The organism is Thermomonas sp., assembly GCF_041919455.1.
Classification (GTDB): Bacteria; Pseudomonadota; Gammaproteobacteria; order Xanthomonadales; family Xanthomonadaceae; genus Thermomonas.
In genome coordinates this window covers 1-18,224 of the sequence record NZ_JAYRTQ010000012.1, presented here as the reverse complement: position 1 = coordinate 18,224, position 18,224 = coordinate 1, and the positions used below count along the sequence as shown (strand labels likewise).

The 18,224-nt window shown below is 68.0% G+C and carries 18 protein-coding genes; 12 read left to right on the top strand and 6 right to left on the bottom strand.

All coding sequences use genetic code 11. From position 1 onward, the window contains the following. Positions 1-19: 19 nt before the first annotated feature. Positions 20-700: a hypothetical protein gene (locus ACE3T8_RS10020; RefSeq protein WP_374609007.1), complete on the bottom strand. Its 681-nt coding sequence runs from the start codon at positions 698-700 to the stop codon at positions 20-22. A gap of 235 nt (positions 701-935) precedes the next feature. Here ACE3T8_RS10020 and ACE3T8_RS10015 point away from each other — a divergent pair, with 235 nt between their 5' ends. Both ACE3T8_RS10015 and ACE3T8_RS10010 read left to right on the top strand, forming a co-directional pair. Next, the gene (locus tag ACE3T8_RS10015; protein ID WP_374609005.1) at positions 936-2,039 is read left to right on the top strand and encodes an efflux RND transporter periplasmic adaptor subunit; all 1,104 of its coding nucleotides are present in this window, start codon (positions 936-938) and stop codon (positions 2,037-2,039) included. Then, a complete protein-coding gene (locus ACE3T8_RS10010) occupies positions 2,036-5,125 on the top strand; it encodes an efflux RND transporter permease subunit (protein WP_374609003.1) in 3,090 nt (1,029 codons plus the stop codon). Before ACE3T8_RS10015 ends, ACE3T8_RS10010 begins: the two co-directional genes overlap by 4 nt. 64 nt (positions 5,126-5,189) lie before the next feature. Here the strand turns inward: ACE3T8_RS10010 and ACE3T8_RS10005 are convergent, their stop codons facing one another. Further along, a complete protein-coding gene (locus ACE3T8_RS10005) occupies positions 5,190-6,680 on the bottom strand; it encodes an alpha/beta fold hydrolase (protein ID WP_374609001.1) in 1,491 nt (496 codons plus the stop codon). A 146-nt stretch (positions 6,681-6,826) separates the two neighbouring features. Here ACE3T8_RS10005 and ACE3T8_RS10000 point away from each other — a divergent pair, with 146 nt between their 5' ends. After that, complete coding sequence (locus tag ACE3T8_RS10000) at positions 6,827-8,383, top strand: LytTR family DNA-binding domain-containing protein (protein WP_374608999.1); 1,557 nt, start codon at positions 6,827-6,829, stop codon at positions 8,381-8,383. A gap of 13 nt (positions 8,384-8,396) precedes the next feature. On the opposite strand, the gene ACE3T8_RS09995 is transcribed toward ACE3T8_RS10000, so the two are convergent. Continuing rightward, positions 8,397-8,855, bottom strand: a complete 459-nt coding sequence (locus tag ACE3T8_RS09995; protein WP_374608997.1) for a DUF6265 family protein — start codon at positions 8,853-8,855, stop codon at positions 8,397-8,399. Between the two features lie 89 nt (positions 8,856-8,944). Here ACE3T8_RS09995 and ACE3T8_RS09990 point away from each other — a divergent pair, with 89 nt between their 5' ends. Next, positions 8,945-9,787, top strand: coding sequence for a helix-turn-helix domain-containing protein (locus tag ACE3T8_RS09990; RefSeq protein ID WP_374609094.1), 843 nt, complete (start codon positions 8,945-8,947; stop codon positions 9,785-9,787). A 17-nt stretch (positions 9,788-9,804) separates the two neighbouring features. On the opposite strand, the gene ACE3T8_RS09985 is transcribed toward ACE3T8_RS09990, so the two are convergent. Both ACE3T8_RS09985 and ACE3T8_RS09980 read right to left on the bottom strand, forming a co-directional pair. Further along, a complete protein-coding gene (locus ACE3T8_RS09985) occupies positions 9,805-10,602 on the bottom strand; it encodes an ABC transporter permease (RefSeq protein ID WP_374608995.1) in 798 nt (265 codons plus the stop codon). Beyond that, on the bottom strand, positions 10,599-11,552 hold the full coding sequence (locus ACE3T8_RS09980) for an ABC transporter ATP-binding protein (RefSeq protein ID WP_374608993.1): 954 nt from the start codon (positions 11,550-11,552) through the stop codon (positions 10,599-10,601). Before ACE3T8_RS09980 ends, ACE3T8_RS09985 begins: the two co-directional genes overlap by 4 nt. A gap of 87 nt (positions 11,553-11,639) precedes the next feature. Between ACE3T8_RS09980 and ACE3T8_RS09975 the strand changes: the two genes are divergently transcribed. From ACE3T8_RS09975 to ACE3T8_RS09940, 8 genes are all read left to right on the top strand, one after another. Next, positions 11,640-12,437 carry an FAD-binding oxidoreductase gene (locus ACE3T8_RS09975; protein WP_374608991.1) on the top strand — a complete coding sequence of 266 codons (798 nt, stop codon included), beginning with the start codon at positions 11,640-11,642 and terminating at the stop codon, positions 12,435-12,437. A 229-nt stretch (positions 12,438-12,666) separates the two neighbouring features. Further along, the gene (locus ACE3T8_RS09970; RefSeq protein WP_374608989.1) at positions 12,667-12,831 is read left to right on the top strand and encodes a hypothetical protein; all 165 of its coding nucleotides are present in this window, start codon (positions 12,667-12,669) and stop codon (positions 12,829-12,831) included. Positions 12,832-12,837: 6 nt separating this feature from the next. Beyond that, positions 12,838-13,416 (top strand): hypothetical protein, encoded by a 579-nt coding sequence (locus tag ACE3T8_RS09965; protein WP_374608987.1) that lies wholly within the window; start codon positions 12,838-12,840, stop codon positions 13,414-13,416. Next, a complete protein-coding gene (locus ACE3T8_RS09960) occupies positions 13,413-13,838 on the top strand; it encodes a hypothetical protein (RefSeq protein ID WP_374608985.1) in 426 nt (141 codons plus the stop codon). The genes ACE3T8_RS09965 and ACE3T8_RS09960 overlap by 4 nt, the downstream gene beginning before the upstream one ends. Next, positions 13,835-14,029, top strand: coding sequence for a helix-turn-helix transcriptional regulator (locus ACE3T8_RS09955; RefSeq protein ID WP_374608983.1), 195 nt, complete (start codon positions 13,835-13,837; stop codon positions 14,027-14,029). The genes ACE3T8_RS09960 and ACE3T8_RS09955 overlap by 4 nt, the downstream gene beginning before the upstream one ends. Before the next feature lie 26 nt (positions 14,030-14,055). Continuing rightward, on the top strand, positions 14,056-15,561 hold the full coding sequence (locus ACE3T8_RS09950) for an alpha/beta fold hydrolase (protein WP_374608981.1): 1,506 nt from the start codon (positions 14,056-14,058) through the stop codon (positions 15,559-15,561). Positions 15,562-15,592: 31 nt separating this feature from the next. After that, positions 15,593-16,348, top strand: coding sequence for an ATP-binding cassette domain-containing protein (locus ACE3T8_RS09945; protein WP_374608979.1), 756 nt, complete (start codon positions 15,593-15,595; stop codon positions 16,346-16,348). Further along, the gene (locus ACE3T8_RS09940) at positions 16,345-17,535 is read left to right on the top strand and encodes an ABC transporter permease (RefSeq protein WP_374608977.1); all 1,191 of its coding nucleotides are present in this window, start codon (positions 16,345-16,347) and stop codon (positions 17,533-17,535) included. The genes ACE3T8_RS09945 and ACE3T8_RS09940 overlap by 4 nt, the downstream gene beginning before the upstream one ends. Positions 17,536-17,596: 61 nt before the next feature. Here the strand turns inward: ACE3T8_RS09940 and ACE3T8_RS09935 are convergent. Further along, positions 17,597-18,224 (bottom strand): transposase (locus ACE3T8_RS09935; protein ID WP_374608975.1); only part of this gene is annotated, 628 nt, incomplete at its 5' end.

Sequence of the window (18,224 nt, the reverse complement as noted above, 5' to 3'; positions counted from 1 at the left end):
CATGCGCCGGACGCAGCCGTTACCTCGCCGGCGGCGGCAGCGGACCTTCGGCGACCATGATGCCGCCGTCGTCGTTGCGCACGTGGACCACGACCCAGATCGCCTTGTCGGCACGGCGGATCACGTAGGTATCGGCGTCCGCGTTGTACCAGTACGCGTCGCGGATGCGATCGAACTCCTGGCGAAAATCGTCCAGCACCTTTTCGTTCGCCTCGTACACGGCTTCGTCGTAACTGCGCTCGCCGATGCGGGCGCCACCCAATGCTTCGATCGCCTGCTGCAGGTTCTTGCGCACCTCGAATTTCGAGAACGTCTTGCCCTCGTCGCTGCGGATCGAATCGCTGAAGGTCCTGCCCTCCAGCCACAGCAGTTGCCCGCCCGTCCACAGCGGCACGCGGGCCAGATCCTTGCTGCGACTGGCCAGATCGTCGTCCCGGTAGTGGTAACCGGCCGGGAGCACCACGTAGGGCCAAGCCGGCAGGGGCTTGTCGCTGGCCGGAATGCGGGTGATGTCGAAGACGGTGACGACGGGTGCCGCGGGTGCGGCCTCTGGTGCCTGCGCGGCGGGCGCGGGCGCTTCAGCGGATGCCTGCACCGCGTCCGTTGTGGGCGGCGTCTCGGTGGAAGGCGCTTCCTTTGGCTTGCATCCAACCAGCAGCACCATCGCCATGCATGACGCCAATCCAGTCTTGGTCACCATCACTGTCTCGTACTCCATGTTCGGGGGAGCGCGGAGTTTAGCGAACGGATGTTCCATGCTGCGTCCAGGACGCGAAGCGGCACCCGATGCGGCGTCGCAACGGTTGTCGCGTCCGTTGCGCGCTGGCTGCCTCATTTCGGCGATCCGTTCGTCCCGCTGCGTCCGCCAGTTAATGAACTGATCGGTTCAACTGCACGCTAGACTGCGCGCCGTCCCCTTCGTCGCCGGATCGCGCATGCGCCGCATCGCCCGCCCGCTGTTCCTCGGTCTCGCCATTGGCGTCGCCCTGCTCGCCACCGCCTGCAGCAAGAAGGAAGAAGAGGCCGCCAAGCCGGTCGCCGCGTTCGCGGTCAGCGTGGCGCGCGTGCAGGCCCGCGACATCCCGCGCAGCGTGCTGGTGTCCGGGCCGGTCTCTGCGTGGGAAGAGATGCAGCTTGGCGTCGAACTCAATGGCCTGCGGGTGAGGAACCTGCTGGTCGATGTCGGCCAGTCGGTGCGCAAGGGCGAGCTGCTGCTGCAACTCGACCATCGCAGCCTGGATGCCGACCTCGCCCAGGCCGACGCCTCGCTGCGCGAAGCCGAAGCGGGCGCGGCGCTGGCGCGTTCGCAACTGGCGCGCGGCGAATTGCTGGCGAAGGACAAGTTCATCAGCGCGACCCAGCTGGACGAACTGCGCGCCGGGCGCGTGCAGGGCGATGCACGCGTCGGCACCGCACGGGCGATGCGCGATACCGCGGCGTTGCGCCGCAGCTACGCGGAGTTGCGCGCGCCGGACGCGGGGGTGATCTCGAAGCGACTGGTGCAGCCGGGGCACGTCGTTGCCGCTGGCAGCGAACTGCTGCGGCTGATCCGCCAGGGCCGGCTGGAATGGCGTGCCGAACTGGCCGAAGCCGAACTGGCGCGGGTCAAGCCGGGCGACCGCATCGAACTCACCACCCGCGATGGCAAGGCGGTCATCGGCCGGGTGCGTGCGGTGAGTCCGGGCCTCGACGCCACCACCCGCACCGGCACCATCTACGCCGACCTGCCCGATCCGCAAGGCCTGCAGCCCGGCACGTTCCTGCAGGGCCGGATCGACACCGGCATCGGCCAAGGCCTGACCGTGCCCGCCGCGGCGGTGGTGCAGCGCGACGGCCATCCGAACGTGTTCACCGTCAATGCCGGGGGCATCGCCCATCGCGTGCGCATCCGCACCGGCGCGAATGCCGGCGGCCAGGTCGAAGTGCTCGACGGGGTGAAGGCTGGCGATGCGGTGGTCGAACAGGGCGCGGGCTTCCTGGCCGACGGCGACAGCGTGCGCATCGTCGAGGCCGCGGCCGCAGCGGCATCCGCCCCATGAGCGGCGGCGGGAGTCTGTCGACCTGGGGCATCCGCAACCCGGTGCCCGCGATGATGCTGTTCTTCGTGCTGTGCGTGGCCGGGCTGTGGGGTTTCCGCCAGTTGCCGGTCGCGCGCTTCCCGGACATCGCCTTCCCGATGACCATCGTGACGATCACCCAGCCGGGTGCATCGCCGTCGCAGCTGGAAACCGAAGTCACCCGCAAGGTCGAGGACTCGGTGGCCACGCTCGACAACGTCAAGCGCGTCACTTCCACCGTGGTCGAAGGCACCTCGACCACCGCCATCGAGTTCAACCTCGAGGCGGACATCATGACCGCGCTCAACGACACCAAGGACGCGGTGACGCGGATCCGGATGAACCTGCCGCAGGACATCCAGGAACCGATCGTCTCCAAGGTCGAGATCGGCGGTTCGCTGCTGACCTACGCGGTGAGCGCGCCGGGGATGGCGCCGGATGAACTCTCGTGGTTCGTCGATCGCCACGTGATGCGCGCGCTGTACGGGGTGGACGGCGTGGCAGCGGTCAACCGCATCGGCGGCGTCGAGCGGCAGGTGCGCGTCGACCTGGATCCGCGCGCGCTGCAGGCCTTCGGCGTCACCGCCGGCGAGGTCAGCCAGCAACTTGCATCCACGCAGGTCGAGCGCCCGGGCGGCAAGGCCGAACTCGACGGCGGCCAGCAGACCGTGCGCACCATCGGCACCGTCGCCGACGCGCAGGCGTTGCGCGACTACAGCATCGCCGTGGGCAACGGCCGCGACTTGCGCCTGTCCGCGCTCGCCACGATCACCGACGGCGCCGCCGATCCGACCCAACTCGCGTTGCTCGATGGCAAGGCGGTGGTGGGCTTCTCGCTGGCGCGCAGTCGCGGCGCGGACGAACTGAAGGTGCGCGACGGCGTCAAGGCCGCGCTCGACGAGCTGGCGAAGCAGCATCCCGGCACCAGCTACCGGTTGGTCACCGACATGTCGGAGGAAACCGACCGCTCGTATTCGTCGTCGATGACGATGCTGTGGGAAGGCGCGCTGCTCGCGCTCGCGGTGGTGTTCTGGTTCCTGCGCGACTGGCGCGCGACCTGGGTCAGCGCGATCGCGTTGCCGCTGTCGATCATCCCGACCTTCGCGGTGATGCAGTACTTCGGCTTCAGCCTCAACATCATCACCTTGCTCGCGCTCAGCGTGGTGGTCGGCATCCTGGTCGACGACGCGATCGTGGAGATCGAGAACATCGTCCGCCACCTGGGCATGGGCAAGAAGCCGCTGGATGCGGCACGCGATGCCGCCGACGAGATCGGCACCGCGGTGATCGCGACCTCGGTGACGCTGGCGGCAGTGTTCGTCCCCGTCGCCTTCATGCCCGGCATCCCCGGCAAGTTCTTCCGCGAGTTCGGCTGGACCGCGGCGACCGCGGTGATGTTCTCGCTGCTGGTCGCGCGCCTGCTCACCCCGATGATGGCGGCGAAGCTGCTGCGTCCGCATGCCGGCGAGGTCAAGGACAGCAAGCTGATGACCCGCTACCTGGGCTGGGTCGATACCGCCCTGCGCAATCGCTGGAAGACGCTCGGCATTGCCACGCTGATGTTCTTCGGTTCGCTGGCGCTGATCCCGTTCATCCCGACCACCTTCATCCCGGTGTCCGACCAGGGCCGCAGCATGCTGTCCATCGAACTGCCGCCGGGCACGCCGATCGAGGAGACCGCACGCATCTCCGAACAGGCGCGCGCACTGCTAGGCACGATCCCCGAACTCAAGCAGGTGTTCACCCAGATCGGCAGCGTTCCCGACCTGGGCGATCCCGGCAAGAGCGGCGGCGCCGATGCGCGAAAGGCGGTGCTCACGCTCGATTGGGGTCCGGAGCACGACCGCGACCGCAGCCAGAAACAACTCGAGCAGGTGGTGCGCGATGCGCTGGGCGACCTGCCAGGCGTGCGCACAAGCTTCATGAGCAGCGAGCCCGGCGAACAGCTCATGCTGGTGCTGGCCGGCGACGATCCCGACAAGCTGGATGCCGCCGCCAGCGCGCTGGAACGCGACCTGCGCAAGATCAAGGGGCTCGGCAGCGTGTCGTCGTCGGCCTCGTTGCTGCGCCCTGAACTGCAGATCCTGCCGGACCCGGCGCGCGCCGCCGACCTGGGCGTGTCCACCGCCGCGATCGCCGAGGCCGCGCGCGTCGCCACCGCCGGCGACTACACGCAGCGCCTGGCCAAGCTCAACCTGCCCGACCGGCAGATCCCGATCCGCGTCGGCTTCGACCGCGAGGCCCTGCGCGACCCGGCCACGCTCGGCCAGTTGCAGGTGCCGGGTCGCAGTGCGCCGGTGCCGCTGGATGCGGTGGCCGACATCGTCGAAGGCAGCGGTCCGTCGGTGATCAGCCGCTACAAGCGCCAGCGCAACATCACCCTGACCGCCGAACTCAACGGACGCCCGCTGGGCGACGTGATGAAGGAACTGGAAGCGCTGCCGTCGGTGAAGAACGTGCCGGCCGGCGTGTCCTTCATCAACACCGGCGATGCGGAGATCTTCGTCGAACTGTTCGTCGGCTTCGTGCTGGCGATGATCGCCGGCATCCTCTGCATCTACATGGTGCTGCTGTTGCTGTTCAAGCACCCGATGCAGCCGCTGACCATCCTCACCGCGATCCCGTTGTGCGCGGGCGGCGCGTTCGGTGCGTTGCTGGTGACCCAGAACGCGCTGTCGCTGCCGGCGCTGATCGGCCTGCTGATGCTGATCGGCATCGCCACCAAGAACTCGATCCTGCTGGTCGACTACGCGGTGATGGCCGAGGACCAGCACGGCATGAGCCAGCACGATGCGCTGGTCGATGCCTGCCACAAGCGCGCACGGCCGGTGGTGATGACCACCATCGCAATGGGCGCGGGCATGCTGCCGCTCGCGCTCGGGTTCTCCGGCGACGCCAGCTTCCGCGCGCCGATGGCCTGGGCGGTGATCGGCGGCCTGATCACTTCCACCGCGTTGAGCCTGATCGTGATCCCCGCGGCATACACCGTGCTGCACGACATCGGCGACTGGTTCGCGCGCAGGTTCTCGCGCAAGCGTGCTGCAGGGGACGTGGCCGGCGCGCATTGAGCACCCCGCTCCGGTGCGGTGCACCGAAGCGAGTGCCGCCTCCGCATCCGTCAGTACGCGTGCATCACGGCGTCGCTGCCGGCGGCAGCGCCGGGGTGAAGTCCGGCGCCGGGATCACGATCTCGGCGGACGCCATCGGTTCGCCGCGCATGAAGCGTTCGATCGCGGCGGTGACCTCGGGCGAGACCATGAACAGGTTGTGCCCGGCATTGACCACGGTGATCGCCTGCAGGTTTTCCAGGCCGGCAACCGCTTCGCGCTGGCTTTCCGGATAGGTACGACCGTCCAGCGTGCCGCTGAGCAGCAGGGTCGGCACGTCGCTGACCGGTGGCTTGCGGAAGTCATCGCCGAGGTCGAGCTCGGGGAAGGCACCGTGCAGCTGCGGCATCGGGAAATTGAGGGTGTCCCCAAGCAGCGCGGTCTTCGCCTGGGTTTCGACCCGCGCCAGCAGATCGTTGCCGATCCCGGACGCCGCATCCATCGCCAGCGGCATCGCCCGCAGTTGCAACGGCGCGCCGGGCGAGGTGAAGCGCTGCATGACCGCGGCCAGTGGCTGGTAGTCGCCGGCATCGGCGGCGGCATACAGCGAGAGCATCATCACCGCGCCCTGCGGATCGGCGATGGCTCCTGCTTCGATCATCTGCAGGCTGCGCCGCTGGAGCAGGACGGGTGCGTCCGCGACATCCGGGCCCTTGAGCGCCAGCAGCACCGGTTTCTCGTCCAGCCGCTGGTGGACGCGGCGGATCAGTGCCTTGATGTCCGGGTACGCGGCCTTCGCCCGAGGGTCGGCGTCGATCGCCGCTTGCAGGCGGTCGAAGTAGGCATCGGTCTGCGCGGGGAGCTTGACGGTCTGGTCCAGGCCTTCGGCGCTGGCCAGCACCACGCGATCGATGCGGTCGTCCATGCGCTTGAGCGCGGCCAGCGCCAGGTGGGTGCCGTAGGAGATGCCCCACAGGCTGATCCTGTCCGCGCCGAGCTGGCGGCGGATCGCATCGAGGTCATCCGCGGTTTCGTTGGTGGTGTAGCCGCGCAGGTCGATGCCCCTGCCCTTCCAGAACGCCGCGCATTCCAGCGCCGCCACCCGGTAGGCCGCCGCGTATTCGGCATCGGTCATGCGCTTCGAATCAGAAGGGGCATTCTTCGGTTCGCACAGCGGCGTATCGTCCGAAGCGCCGGTGCCGCGCTGGTCCAGGGCAATCACGTCGCCGTACTGGCGCATCGCCATGAACAAGGGGAAGCGTTCGCGCTTCGCCGTTTCGATGCCGGAACCGCCGGGGCCGCCGGACAGGTAGATGATCGGCGCGCCGGGCGTTTTGGTGGTGGCGGGAAAGCGCACGTAGCGCAGGGTGAGCATGCGGCTGTTCGGGTCCGCGCGATTTTCCGGGACCTGCAGCGAGCCGCGGACCGCCTCCGTGGTCTGGCCACTGGCGCTCTTGAAGACGAAGGCGCCATCGGGGTCGCTTGCCGTCGCGTTGGCCGTGGTGAACACCGCCAGGCAGGCGATGGCGAGCAGTGCGCGCTTCAGGCGGGGGCGAGGGAGGTGGGTGTACGTCATGGCGGGGCTCCTGGCCGTGAATCGGCGTCGCAACCACGCTAACCGCGCCGGACACGCTGGCATGCGGCCAATCTGCGAACGGTTGTGGCGGATCGGTCAGCGGCGGGCGGGCGTCCGCGAACGGCGCGTTATAGTCCGCGCCCGGTATGCCGCCTCTCTCCCGCCTGTTGCTTGTCCTCGTGCTGTGCCTGTCCTGCCTGCCCGTGGGTTCGGCGGCCGCGCAGTCGATGCAGTGGATCGACATGGCCACGGTCACCACCTGCCCGGCGCACCGGGGCGAAACCACGCCGCCCGATTTTTCCGCGCCCGGATGCCGGACCACCGGCTTGTGGAAGGTCGATCCGCAGCACCACAGCCTGTGGCTCAAGGCGCGTATCGCCGTACCTCCGGCCTTGCTGGATCAATCGGCCCCGCTGGGCCTGTTCGTGTCCGGCAAGTTCGCCAGCACCGCGTGGTGGAACGGCCGGCGGATCGGCGGCAACGGCATTCCCGGCATCGATGCCGCCGGCGAAACGCCCGGGCGGATGGATGCCGTCATCGCGATTCCGCGCACCGCACTCCGGCCGGGCACGAACGACATCGTCCTGCTGGTCTCGGGGCATGCGGCCATGCTGCGCCTGGCCACGCCGATGCACGCCATGGGGATCGGCACCTATGCCGATCCCGCGGACCCGATCCTGCGCGCCTACTGGCCGTCGCTGGTCACCTTCGGGATCTTCCTGCTCGGCGTGCTGTATTTCGGCGTGGGCAGCCTGCGCGGCGCCGATCGCAAGGGCTCGCTGCTGCTCTGCCTGGTCTCGCTGTTCGCCGCCGGGCAACTGCTGGCCGAGGCCTCGCGCGGGCTGTTTCCCTATCCCTACTCGTTCCACGACCTGCGGTTGCTGCTGATCGTCGCCTGCTCGCTCGGGTTCGGCATCTGCCTGGCGGCGCATGTCATCCGCCGGTTCCGGATGCCGCGCCCGTGGCGGGCGTTGTTCGCCGTCGTGCTGGTGACCGCGACCGCGGTCGCATTGACCACCGCCTATGACCTGAAAGCCCTGTTCGCGATGCTGTGTCCGGTGTTCCTGTGCGCCTTGGCCACCGCGTACTGGTGGTGGAAGCAGGCGCCGGGTGCGGCGGTGTACTGCATCGCGCTGCTGCTGTTCGGCGCGCTGAGTGTCGTCTTCGGCGGGATGTTCCTGGATGCGGTGTTCTTCTTCCTGGTCGCCGGCCTGCTGCTGTTCCTGTTCGCCCAGCAGGCCGCCGCGCTGGCCCGCGAACAGCAGTCGCGCATCGCCCTGGCCAGCCGCGCGCGCCAGCTGGAGGCGGCGCTGGACCAGGCCCAGGCCCGAGCGCAGCCGCAGGCACACGCGCACACGATCCGGATCGTCGACACCGGCAGGATCGAGCTGGTCAGCACCGACAAGATCAGCCATTGCAGCGGCGCCGGCGACTACGTGGAACTGCACTTCACCGACGGCAGCGCGCGCCTGCACGGCGGCAGCCTCAACGAACTGGAAGCGGAACTGCCGCCGGCATTCCTGCGCGTGCACCGCTCGCACATCGTCAACACCTCCCTCGTCGAATCGCTCAAGCGCGAGCCGTCCGGTGTCGGCCAGCTGCGCATGAGCAGCGGCGCAAGCGTGCCGGTGAGCCGGCGGATCATGCCGACGGTGCGCAGGACGATCGGCGCCGCATCGCCATCGCTGCAACCGATGGCGTGACCACTGCCGAACCTCAGCCGCCGCAACGGCGGTAGTCGAAGGGAATCTTCATCTCCTTGCCATCGCGGCCCGGCCCGGCGATGTAGGCATGCAGCGTGTCGCCGTCGCGCCGGTATTCGATCCGGTTGGGGAAGTCGTGGGCGCTGTTCTCGAAGCGGATCCAGCCCTCGCCGCGCGCGGCTTGCGTGAATACCGTCGCCGGCACCCCGTTCGGCTGCACGTGGAACTGCGCCTTGCCTGCATCGAAGACGATGCGCATGTACTCGAACGATTCCACGCGCGCGCCGCGCACGGTGCGCGACATGCCGAGCAAGGCACCGCCCGCCTCGGGCAACCAGACCTCGTCGATTTGCTGCTCCGGACCGGTTCCGCACCAGTGACCCGCCAGCCAGTCCAGCGTCGGCTCGGCACTGGTCGCCTGGCCAGAAAGCAGCGCCAGGCATGCGCCCAGCAGCATCGTTGCGTGTCGCATGTGCGTCTCCCGTGTGAGTGACGCGCAACGTAAGGCGCTCGCCGCGGCGCTTCTTGTAAAAACGCGCAGCGGCCTGTCTGATGCGATGGATGGAGTACGTGGAACACGCGCCGCCCGCGAACCTGCGCCGACACCTGCAGTGCCTGTGGATCCTGCGCGACGACGCCCCCGACGATGCGATACAGGTGATCTATCCCGATGGCCGTTGCGAGCTGCTGGCCGAGCTCGGCGTGCCGCTGCGCTTCCACGGACCGGATGGCGAGATCCGCGCGGACCAGGCGCTGGCCTTCGCCGGCCAGCAACTCGGGCCGATCCGGCTGCAGGCGACAGGCCCCGTGCATTGCATCGGCGTGCGCCTGACCGCCGCCAGCGGCCGTCTCATTGCAGGCGAGCAGTTGCCGGCCTTGCGCGATCGTGCGCCAGACCTGCGCACGCTGGATGCCGGATTCGCCGAAGCCTTCCACGCCGCGGCGACTGCCTGCGTCGATGCGGAGTCCCCGGAGCCGCTGTGGGCATTGTTGCGCCAGCGTTGCGCCGCGTTCGCAGCCGATGCGCTGGTCGAACGCGCGGTCGAATCCCTCGATGCCGCCGACGGCGACCTGCGCATCGTCGTACTGGCGAAGGAACTCGGTTGCAGCCTGCGCACCCTGCAGGCGCGCTTCTTGGCCGCGGTCGGGATGACGCCGAAGGAATATGCACGCGTGCGCCGGTTGCAGGCCCTGCTGCGCACGCTGGACAGCGAACGCAGCGCGATCGCCGATGCCGCGGCACGCCATGGCTTCAACGACCAGGCCCACGCCACCCACGACCTGCTGCGCTGGACCGGCACCACGCCGGCGCGACTGGTGCGTGCGCTGCGTGCCGATCCCGATGGCGGCGATGCGTTGCGCCTGGCGGCCGCGTTCGTGCGCGGTCGTCATCTCACGCCATAGCGGGCGTGCTCACGACCTCAACTGCGCAGGCCGACCCCGCGCTTCAGCAGCCACAAGGCCAGCGCGCCGAGCACACCCACGAAGCCCAGCATCAGGCCATACGCGGTCCACATCGACACGTCGCTGACGCCTAGCAGGCCGTAGCGGAACGCGTTGACCATGTAGAAGATCGGGTTGGCGTGGGTCGCGGCCTCGGCCCAAGCCGGCAGTAATTTCACCGAATAGAACACGCCGCCGAGGTAGGTGAGCGGGGTGAGGATGAAGGTCGGCACGATGGCGACGTCGTCGAACTTCTTCGCGTACACCGCATTGATGAAGCCGGCCAGCGAGAAGATCACCGCGCCCAGCAGCACCGAGCTGACCATCACCAGCGGATGCGGCACGCGCACCTTGGTGAACAGCATCGCGATGCACAGCACGATCGCGCCGACCATGACCCCGCGCAGCACCGCGCCGGCCACGTAACCGCCCAGGATCACCCAGTTCGGCATCGGGCTGACCAGCAACTCCTCGATGTGGCGGCCGAACTTGGCGCCGAAGAAACTCGAACTGATGTTGCCGTAGCTGTTCTGGATCACGCTCATCATCACCAGGCCGGGGACGATGAAATCCATGTACTTGATGCCGTCCATCTCGCCCACGCGCGAGCCGATCAGGCCGCCGAAGATCAGGAAGTACAGGGTCATGGTGATCGCCGGCGGCATCAGGGTCTGGCCCCAGATGCGCAGGATGCGCATGACTTCGCGGCGAATGATGGTGCCGAGCGCGACCAGGTTCTTGCTGGCCGCGGATTCGATCGTGGAAGGCTGGTTCATGCCGTGGCTCCTTCCTTGCTGGTCAGGCGCACGAACAGTTCTTCCAGCCGGTTGCTCTTGGTGCGCATCGAACGCACGCGGATGCCGGCGGCCTCGAACGCGGCGAACACGCGGTTGAGGTCCATCGCCCGCGGCATGTCCATGTCCAGGGTGTGGTCGTCGGTCGCGACCAGGGTGGTGCCTTCGATCTGAGGCAATTGCGCGGGCAGGCTGCCGTCGATGTCGAACAGGAAGCCTTCCACGTCGAGCTTGGCCAGCAGCGACTTCATCGGCCCGTGTTCGACGATGGTGCCGCGGTCGATGATCGCGAGGTTGCGGCACAGGCTCTCCGCTTCCTCCAGGTAGTGGGTGGTCAGGATGATCGTGGTGCCGGCGGCGTTGATGTCCTTCAGCGTCTTCCACATGCCGCGGCGGATCTCGATGTCCACGCCCGCGGTGGGCTCGTCAAGGATAAGCAGGCGCGGCCGGGTCATCATCGCGCGGGCGATCATCAGCCGCCGCTTCATGCCGCCGGACAGCGTGCGGCTCATCTTGTCGGCCTTGTCCCACAGCAGCGCGTCCTTCAGCACCTCCTCCGCGCGGACCAGCGCCTGTGCGCGCGGGATGCCGTAGAAACCCGCGTAGTTCACGCAGATGTCCAGCGGCTTCTCGAACATGTTGAAGTTCATTTCCTGCGGCACCAGGCCGATCTGGCGCATCGCGCCGTCGCGGTCGGCGTCGAGGTCGATGCCGAACACCTCGACCTTGCCGGCGCTCTTGTTGACCAGCGAACTGACGATGCCGATCAGGGTCGACTTGCCGGCGCCATTGGGCCCCAGCAGGGCATGGAAATCGCCGGGCGCGACATCCAGGCTGACGCCCTTCAGCGCTTCCACGCCGTTGTCGTAGGTCTTGCGCAGGTCGCTGACGCGCAGCGCGGGCGCAGGCGCGCCGTCGGTGGTCGGGTGCATCGGGGCTCCGCGGCCGCGGGGCCGCGGCGAGGCAGGAAAATGTTGCGGTTAGTATAGGCGGCCACCTGCGGGGCAACGCCCGGCGCGGTGTTGCATCCACCAAACAGAGCATCGCAGCGCTTGGCCATCGTGCATTTCCCTTTGAAGCTGACGGCGCGCCGGATGATCGCGCCCTCCGTCGCCCACCTGTCGTTCCTGCGCGATGACGGCCAGCCGCTGGATTACATCCCCGGCCAGTTCATCCAGGTGCACTTCGCCTACGCCGACGGTTCCGCCGCGCGCCGCAGCTATTCGCTGGCGACCCAGCACGACCACGCGCTGGCCCCGGGCGAGGCGGTGGAGATCGCAGTCAGCTACGTCCCCGGCGGTGCGGCCACCGCGCTGTTCGAGGGCCTGCCGATCGGCGGTACGGTCGACGCCAGTGGACCGTTCGGGCGCTTCTGCCTGCTGCCCAACGACGGCAACCGCCGTTACCTGCTGATCGGGACCGGCACCGGGGTGACGCCGTACCGGGCGATGCTGCCGCTGATCGAGTCGCTGATCGCCTCGCGTGGCATCGAAGTGGTGCTGTTGCAGGGCGCGCGCACGCCCGAAGAACTCCTCTACGGCGATGAGTTCCGTGCCTTCGCCAACGCGCAGCCGCAATTCCGCTTCGTGCCGTGCTTCTCGCGCGAGTTGCCCGATGCGGGATCCCCGCATGCGCACGCCGACGTCCGCCATGGCTATGTGCAGGCTGCGCTGGCCGAGTTCGCACCGGATGCCCAGGGCGACATCGCCTACCTGTGCGGCAACCCGAACATGGTCGATGCCTGCTTCGAGGCGCTGAAGGCGCATGGCCTGCCGATCCCGCAGATCCGCCGCGAGAAGTACGTCAGCAACAAGTAGGCCGGCGGCGGATCCCCGGCCACGCACTTCGTGCGCGGCGTTCGTCCGGGCGCGCGGCATGCCGCGCAATCGCCCGCCCTCACCCGCCGAGAGAAGTACGTCAGCAACAAATGACCCGCTAGGCGTATGCCTCCCGCACTCCACTGCTGTCTGTAAAGGACGCTTGACAAGCGTTTCGCGATGTCCGTATCGTTGTGTCAAGCATCCTTGACAGCAACGGAGCACGGCGATGGACAAACCGAAGAACCTGAAAGGCGGCGGCCTGGCGTTCCTGGGCTCCGGCGTGGCGTTCCTGGGCGTGGCCGCGAGCGGGCAACCGGCGTTCCTGGGCGTGGCGATGGCGATGATCGCCCTCGGCATCGTGTTCATCGGCAAGTCGCGCAAGGCCGGCTGATCGCCGATGACCACGCGTCGCTTCATGTGGCTGTTCGTGGCGATCGCGCTGGTGTCGCTGGCGCTGGCCGCGGCGGGACACTTCCTGCTGGCGTGGCCCGACGGCCTGGTCGGCATCTGCACGGGCATCGGTGCCGGATTCCTGTTCGCCGGCCTCCTGCGCTGGTTCATGCCGGACGCCTGCGATGCGGGCACGCCCGCGCTCAACAGCCGCTACCTCCGCGAATTCCTGCCGCCGATGGTCGCGTACGTCCTGATCCTGTTGTTCTCGGTCTGGTTGTTGAAGCGCGTCGAAGCGCCCGGCCTGCGCGCCCTGGTGGCGTTGATGCCGGTTCCCGCGATCGGCATGGCCCTGCGGGCGATCATCCGTTACATCCGCGACGTCGACGAACTGCAGCAGCGGATCGAACTGGAAGCGGTCAGTTTCGCCGCCGCCTTCGTGTCGATGGCGTACGTTACCGGGGCATTCCTGCAATTGGCGAAGGTCATCGACATTCCCTCCGGCGTGGCGATGATCTGGGTGTTCCCGTTGATCTGCGCGAGTTATGGGCTGGCCAAGATCGTGGTGGCCCGGAGGTACCGGTGAGCGGCATCGCCACCCGCTACTGGCAGAGCCTGAGCCCGGCGCTGCGGCGCTACTACCGCGCATCGGTGTGGCCGGGCCTGGCGTTCCTGGCGATGACGGTGCTGCACGAATGGGCGTCGCGGACCGGCCAGTCCACGCTGTTGCGCACCCTCTTCGCGCTGGGACCGGTGCTGGCGATGGCATGGATGTTCGCCGCCTACCTGCGTTTCCTGCGCGACTGCGACGAGCTGGAACGGCGCATCGAACTGGGCGCGCTGGCCTGGGCCGCCGGGATCACCCTGCAGGCGGCGATGGCCGCGATGCTCCTGCTCGACGCCGGCGTGGCCGGCTGGTCCGGCCGGCATGTTGCCGCCTGGCTCTGCCTGGTCCTGGCCATCGCCTACGTGCTGGTGCGCGGCTGGCTGCACCGCAGGTACGCATGAACAACCGCATGCGCGAGCTGCGCGAGGCGCAGGGCTGGTCGCAGGGCGAACTGGCCGAGCGCCTGGAGGTCTCGAGGCAGACCGTCAACGCCCTGGAGACCGGCAAGTACGACCCGTCGCTGCCGCTCGCCTTCCGCATCGCGCGGTTGTTCGGGCAACCGATCGAATCCCTTTTCATCCCCGAGGACTGATCCATGCATCCCGCAGGAGTTTCACCATGACCGTTCGTCCCCTCATGCTGTCGCTGGCCATCGTGTCGGCGCTGGCCGCCGGTTGCACGCAGCAGGCCCCGGCCACGCCACCCGAGGCCGCCACGCTGCGCACGCTCGGCAGCCTGACGTTCAAGCCGTGCTCCCTCGCCTCGCCTTCGCCTTACGGCAAGCCGATGGAAGCGCAATGCACCACCCTTGACGTGCCGGAAGACCGCAGCAAGCCGGGCGGCCGCAGCATCGCGCTCAACGTCGCCTGGATCCCGCCCAGCAACAGCAGCGATCCGGCGGCCGATCCGGTGTTCTTCCTGGCCGGTGGGCCAGGCCAGGCGGCCGTCGCCACCTTCCCCGGGCTGGCGCCGGTGTTCAAGGACGTGATGAAGGACCGCGGCATCGTGCTGGTGGACCAGCGCGGGACCGGCAAGTCCAATCCGCTCAACTGCAAGTCGGAAGGCAGCGAGGCCTCCGGTGGCGATCCGGCGGCGGCGCGCGCGTGGATCCAGGGTTGCATGGACGCGTTGTCGGCGAAGGCCGACCTGCGCCGCTACACCACCACCGACGCCGTGGCCGACCTCGAAGCGGTGCGCAAGGCGATCGGCGCGGACAAGGTGAACCTGGTCGGGGTCAGCTACGGCACCCGCATGGCCCAGCAGTACGCATTGCGGCATCCGCAGCACGTGCGCACGATCACCCTGGATTCGCCGGTGCCCAACACCCTGGGCTTGGGCAACATCTTCGCCGGCAATCTCGACGCCGCGCTGCAGGCGCAATTCGCGCTGTGCAAGGAAAGCGCGGCCTGCAAGGGGCGGATGGGCGACCCGCGCGCGGAGCTGCAGGCGGTGCTGGCGCGGCTGCGCGCCAATCCGGTGCCGGTGACCTATCGCGACGGCAGCACCGGCGAGGAAATCACCGAAACCATCACCGCCGACCATGTCGCCGGGCTGGTGCGCATGTATTCGTACATGCCGGCGGTCGGCGCATTGCTTCCGCAACTGATCCACGAAGCCAGCCAGGGCCGCTACGCGAACCTGATGGCGCTGGCGAAAATGATGCAGGGCGACATGGCCGAATCGATGTCGATGGGCATGCAGATGTCGGTGATCTGCACCGAGGATGGCGGCAGCATGGTCGCGCGCGCCGAAGACGCGGAGACCGTGCTCGGCAACCGCATGGTCGAGGCGATGGCGGCGATGTGCGAGGTATGGCCCAAGGGAGACAAGCCGGCCGACTTCAACACCCCGCTCAAGGGCGACCTGCCGGTGCTGGTGCTGACCGGCGAATTCGATCCGGTGACGCCGCCGAAGTACGGCGAGGAGATCGCCAGCAAGGCGCTGCCGAATGCCCGCTGGCTCGACCTGAAGGGACAGGGCCACAACGTGATCGGGGCCGGCTGCATGCCGAAGCTGTTCGCCCAGTTCATCGAAAAGGCCGATGCCAAGGCGCTGGACGCCAAGTGCCTGGACAAGCTGGCCTACGTGCCGCCGTTCACCTCGAACAACGGCTGGGAGCCGTGATGCGCCCCCTCTTTCTGACAAGGACTGGACCATGATCGTCGCAGAACACCTGCGCAAGACCTTCCCCGGCAAGGGCAAGAAGGCCGCGCCCGTCATCGCCGTGGATGACGTGAGCTTCACCGCCCACGACGGCCAGATCACCGGCCTGCTGGGGCCGAACGGTGCCGGCAAGACCACCACCATGCGCATGCTCTACACGCTGATGCAGCCGGAGACCGGCCGCGTGCTGGTGGACGGCATCGACGTGGGCCGCGATGCCAACGCCGTGCGCCGCAGCCTGGGCGTGCTGCCCGACGCCCGCGGCGTGTACAAGCGCCTGACCGCACGCGAGAACATCGCCTACTTCGGCGAGTTGCACGGGTTGAGTGCCGCCCAGGTGGCCGAACGCACGCGCAAGCTCGCGGAAGCACTGCAGATGGAGGACGTCCTCGACCGCCAGTGCGAGGGCTTCTCGCAGGGCCAGCGTACCAAGACCGCGATCGCGCGTGCCCTGGTGCACGACCCGAAGAACGTGATCCTGGACGAACCCACCAACGGGCTGGACGTGATGACCACCCGCGGTCTGCGCGAGTTCCTCAAGCAGCTGCGCGCGGAGGGCCGTTGCGTGATCTTCTCCAGCCACATCATGCAGGAGGTCGCGGCGTTGTGTGACCGCATCGTGATCATCGCCAATGGCCGGGTGATGGCCGAAGGCACGCCGGAGGAACTGCGCGCCAAGGCGGGCATCGACAATCTCGAGGACGCCTTCGTGCGCCTCATCGGCAGCGAAGAGGGCCTGCACGCATGAACATCGATTTCCGCAGCATGCTGGTGGTGATGCGCAAGGAATTGCGCGATTTCTACCGCGACCGCCGCACCTTCCTGATGACTCTGCTGCTGTCGCCCATCCTGTTCCCGGCGATCATGCTGGGCATGTTCAAGCTGATGGAGAACCGCGCCAGCACCCAGCTCGAAAAGGAGATGACCATCCCGGTCGCAGGCAGCGAACATGCCCCGAACCTGCTTGCGCACCTGGCCAGCCACGGCATCGCCGCGCGCAAGGCCAGCGTGGCCGAAGTGGAGCAGGCGGTGCGCAGCCAGGCCGACGACGTCGGCCTGATCATCGACCCCGGGTTCGGCAAGGACTGGCATGCCGGCACGCCGGCCAAGGTCGAGCTGGTCACCGACACCACCCGCCGCAATGCCGATGTACCGATCGCCCGTGTTGAATCCACCCTCAAGCAGTACTCGCAGACCCTGGGCGCATTGCGCATGCTCGCGCGCGGGATCAATCCGGTGGTCGGGATGCCGGTCGGCGTGGGCACCCGCGACCTGGCCACGCCGGAAGCCAAGCGCGGCATCATGCTGTCGGCGATGCTGCCGATCCTGCTGCTGATTTCCGCCTTCCTCGGCGGCATCCACCTGGGCATGGACACCACCGCAGGCGAGCGCGAACGCCAGTCGCTGGAACCGCTGCTGGCCACGCCCGCGGCGCGCGGCGCCATCGTCAGCGGCAAGATGCTGGCGGCGGTGGTGATCGGCGTCGCCTCGCTGCTGCTGATCCTGCTGGCGTTGAAGGGCAGTGCATCGCTGGCCACGGGCATGGGCCGGATGCTGGACGTGAGCCTGCCGGCGATCGCCAAGCTGCTGTTCATCCTGCTGCCACTGGTGGTGATCGGCACCGGCCTGATCACCTTCGTGGCGGCCGGCGCCAAGAGCATGAAGGAAGCGCAGAGCCACGTGATGTGGATGATGATGCTGCCGATGATCCCGACCTATGCGCTGATGGCCTCGCCGCTGAAGGACACGGATCTCTGGCAGTACGCGGTGCCGTTCCTGTCGCAGAACCAGCTGGTGCAGAAGGTCACCCGCGGCGAATCGCCGGATGCGCAGCAATGGGCGGTGTACCTGGGCTGCGCGCTGGCCCTGGCCGCGGTGCTGTGGCTGGCGGCGGTGTGGCGCTACCGCCAGGAGAAGCTGGCGATCTCGGCCTGACCGGGCAAGCGGGATCGATGGCGATGCGCCTCGATCCCGTCCACCCAGCCATGAAAAAGGTTCATCTCCCAACTCCGGGGAATGCGGCTCGGATCTTGAGGAAGAAGTAGGCGTCGTCGCGGTAGCCGTAGGCGATGCGCTTGATGACCTTGATCCGGTTGTTGATGCCCTCGACCAGGCCGGTGTGCATCGGCCAGCGCACCCGGCTGACGATGCCGCGCCAGTAGGGGCGCAGGCACTTGGCAAAGTGCATCAGGGCCGGGATGCCACTTTCCCGGGCGTGACGCAGCCACTGCGTCCAGGCGCGCCTCCAGGCCCAGGCGGTCGGTACCGTCCATAGTGCCTTGAGCTGCTCCTTCATTACGTAGACCGCCATCAGCGACTGGTTGGCGGCCAGTACCTCGTCCAGTCGCACCTGCTCGGCTTCCTTGAGCTGCTCCGGGTTGCGCAGCAGGATCCAGTGCGCGCGCTTGACGACCTTGCGGGCCGGCTTGTCATGACGCAATCGGTTGGCAGCATCCACGCGCACGCGGCCGATCACTTCCCTGCCGTACTTGGCGATGACGTGGAACAGGTCATGGATGATGCGGGCCTGCTTGCAGTGCCGGCGCACCTCCAGGTCGAAGGCGGTGTTCATGTCCATCGCCACCGCTTGGATACGGGCGCAGCCTTCGGGTCCTAACGTCTCG

Excerpts from the sequence above, each read along its gene's own strand:
- ACE3T8_RS09945 (WP_374608979.1), top strand. The coding sequence starts at position 15,593 with ATGATCGTCGCAGAACACCTGCGCAAGACCTTCCCCGGCAAGGGCAAG.
- ACE3T8_RS10020 (WP_374609007.1), bottom strand. The coding sequence starts at position 700 with ATGGTGACCAAGACTGGATTGGCGTCATGCATGGCGATGGTGCTGCTG.
- ACE3T8_RS09990 (WP_374609094.1), top strand. The coding sequence starts at position 8,945 with ATGGAGTACGTGGAACACGCGCCGCCCGCGAACCTGCGCCGACACCTG.
- ACE3T8_RS09995 (WP_374608997.1), bottom strand. The coding sequence starts at position 8,855 with ATGCGACACGCAACGATGCTGCTGGGCGCATGCCTGGCGCTGCTTTCT.
- ACE3T8_RS09985 (WP_374608995.1), bottom strand. The coding sequence starts at position 10,602 with ATGAACCAGCCTTCCACGATCGAATCCGCGGCCAGCAAGAACCTGGTC.
- ACE3T8_RS09950 (WP_374608981.1), top strand. The coding sequence starts at position 14,056 with ATGACCGTTCGTCCCCTCATGCTGTCGCTGGCCATCGTGTCGGCGCTG.
- ACE3T8_RS10010 (WP_374609003.1), top strand. The coding sequence starts at position 2,036 with ATGAGCGGCGGCGGGAGTCTGTCGACCTGGGGCATCCGCAACCCGGTG.
- ACE3T8_RS10005 (WP_374609001.1), bottom strand. The coding sequence starts at position 6,680 with ATGACGTACACCCACCTCCCTCGCCCCCGCCTGAAGCGCGCACTGCTC.
- ACE3T8_RS09940 (WP_374608977.1), top strand. The coding sequence starts at position 16,345 with ATGAACATCGATTTCCGCAGCATGCTGGTGGTGATGCGCAAGGAATTG.
- ACE3T8_RS10000 (WP_374608999.1), top strand. The coding sequence starts at position 6,827 with ATGCCGCCTCTCTCCCGCCTGTTGCTTGTCCTCGTGCTGTGCCTGTCC.
- ACE3T8_RS09955 (WP_374608983.1), top strand. The coding sequence starts at position 13,835 with ATGAACAACCGCATGCGCGAGCTGCGCGAGGCGCAGGGCTGGTCGCAG.
- ACE3T8_RS09970 (WP_374608989.1), top strand. The coding sequence starts at position 12,667 with ATGGACAAACCGAAGAACCTGAAAGGCGGCGGCCTGGCGTTCCTGGGC.
- ACE3T8_RS09980 (WP_374608993.1), bottom strand. The coding sequence starts at position 11,552 with ATGCACCCGACCACCGACGGCGCGCCTGCGCCCGCGCTGCGCGTCAGC.
- ACE3T8_RS10015 (WP_374609005.1), top strand. The coding sequence starts at position 936 with ATGCGCCGCATCGCCCGCCCGCTGTTCCTCGGTCTCGCCATTGGCGTC.
- ACE3T8_RS09965 (WP_374608987.1), top strand. The coding sequence starts at position 12,838 with ATGACCACGCGTCGCTTCATGTGGCTGTTCGTGGCGATCGCGCTGGTG.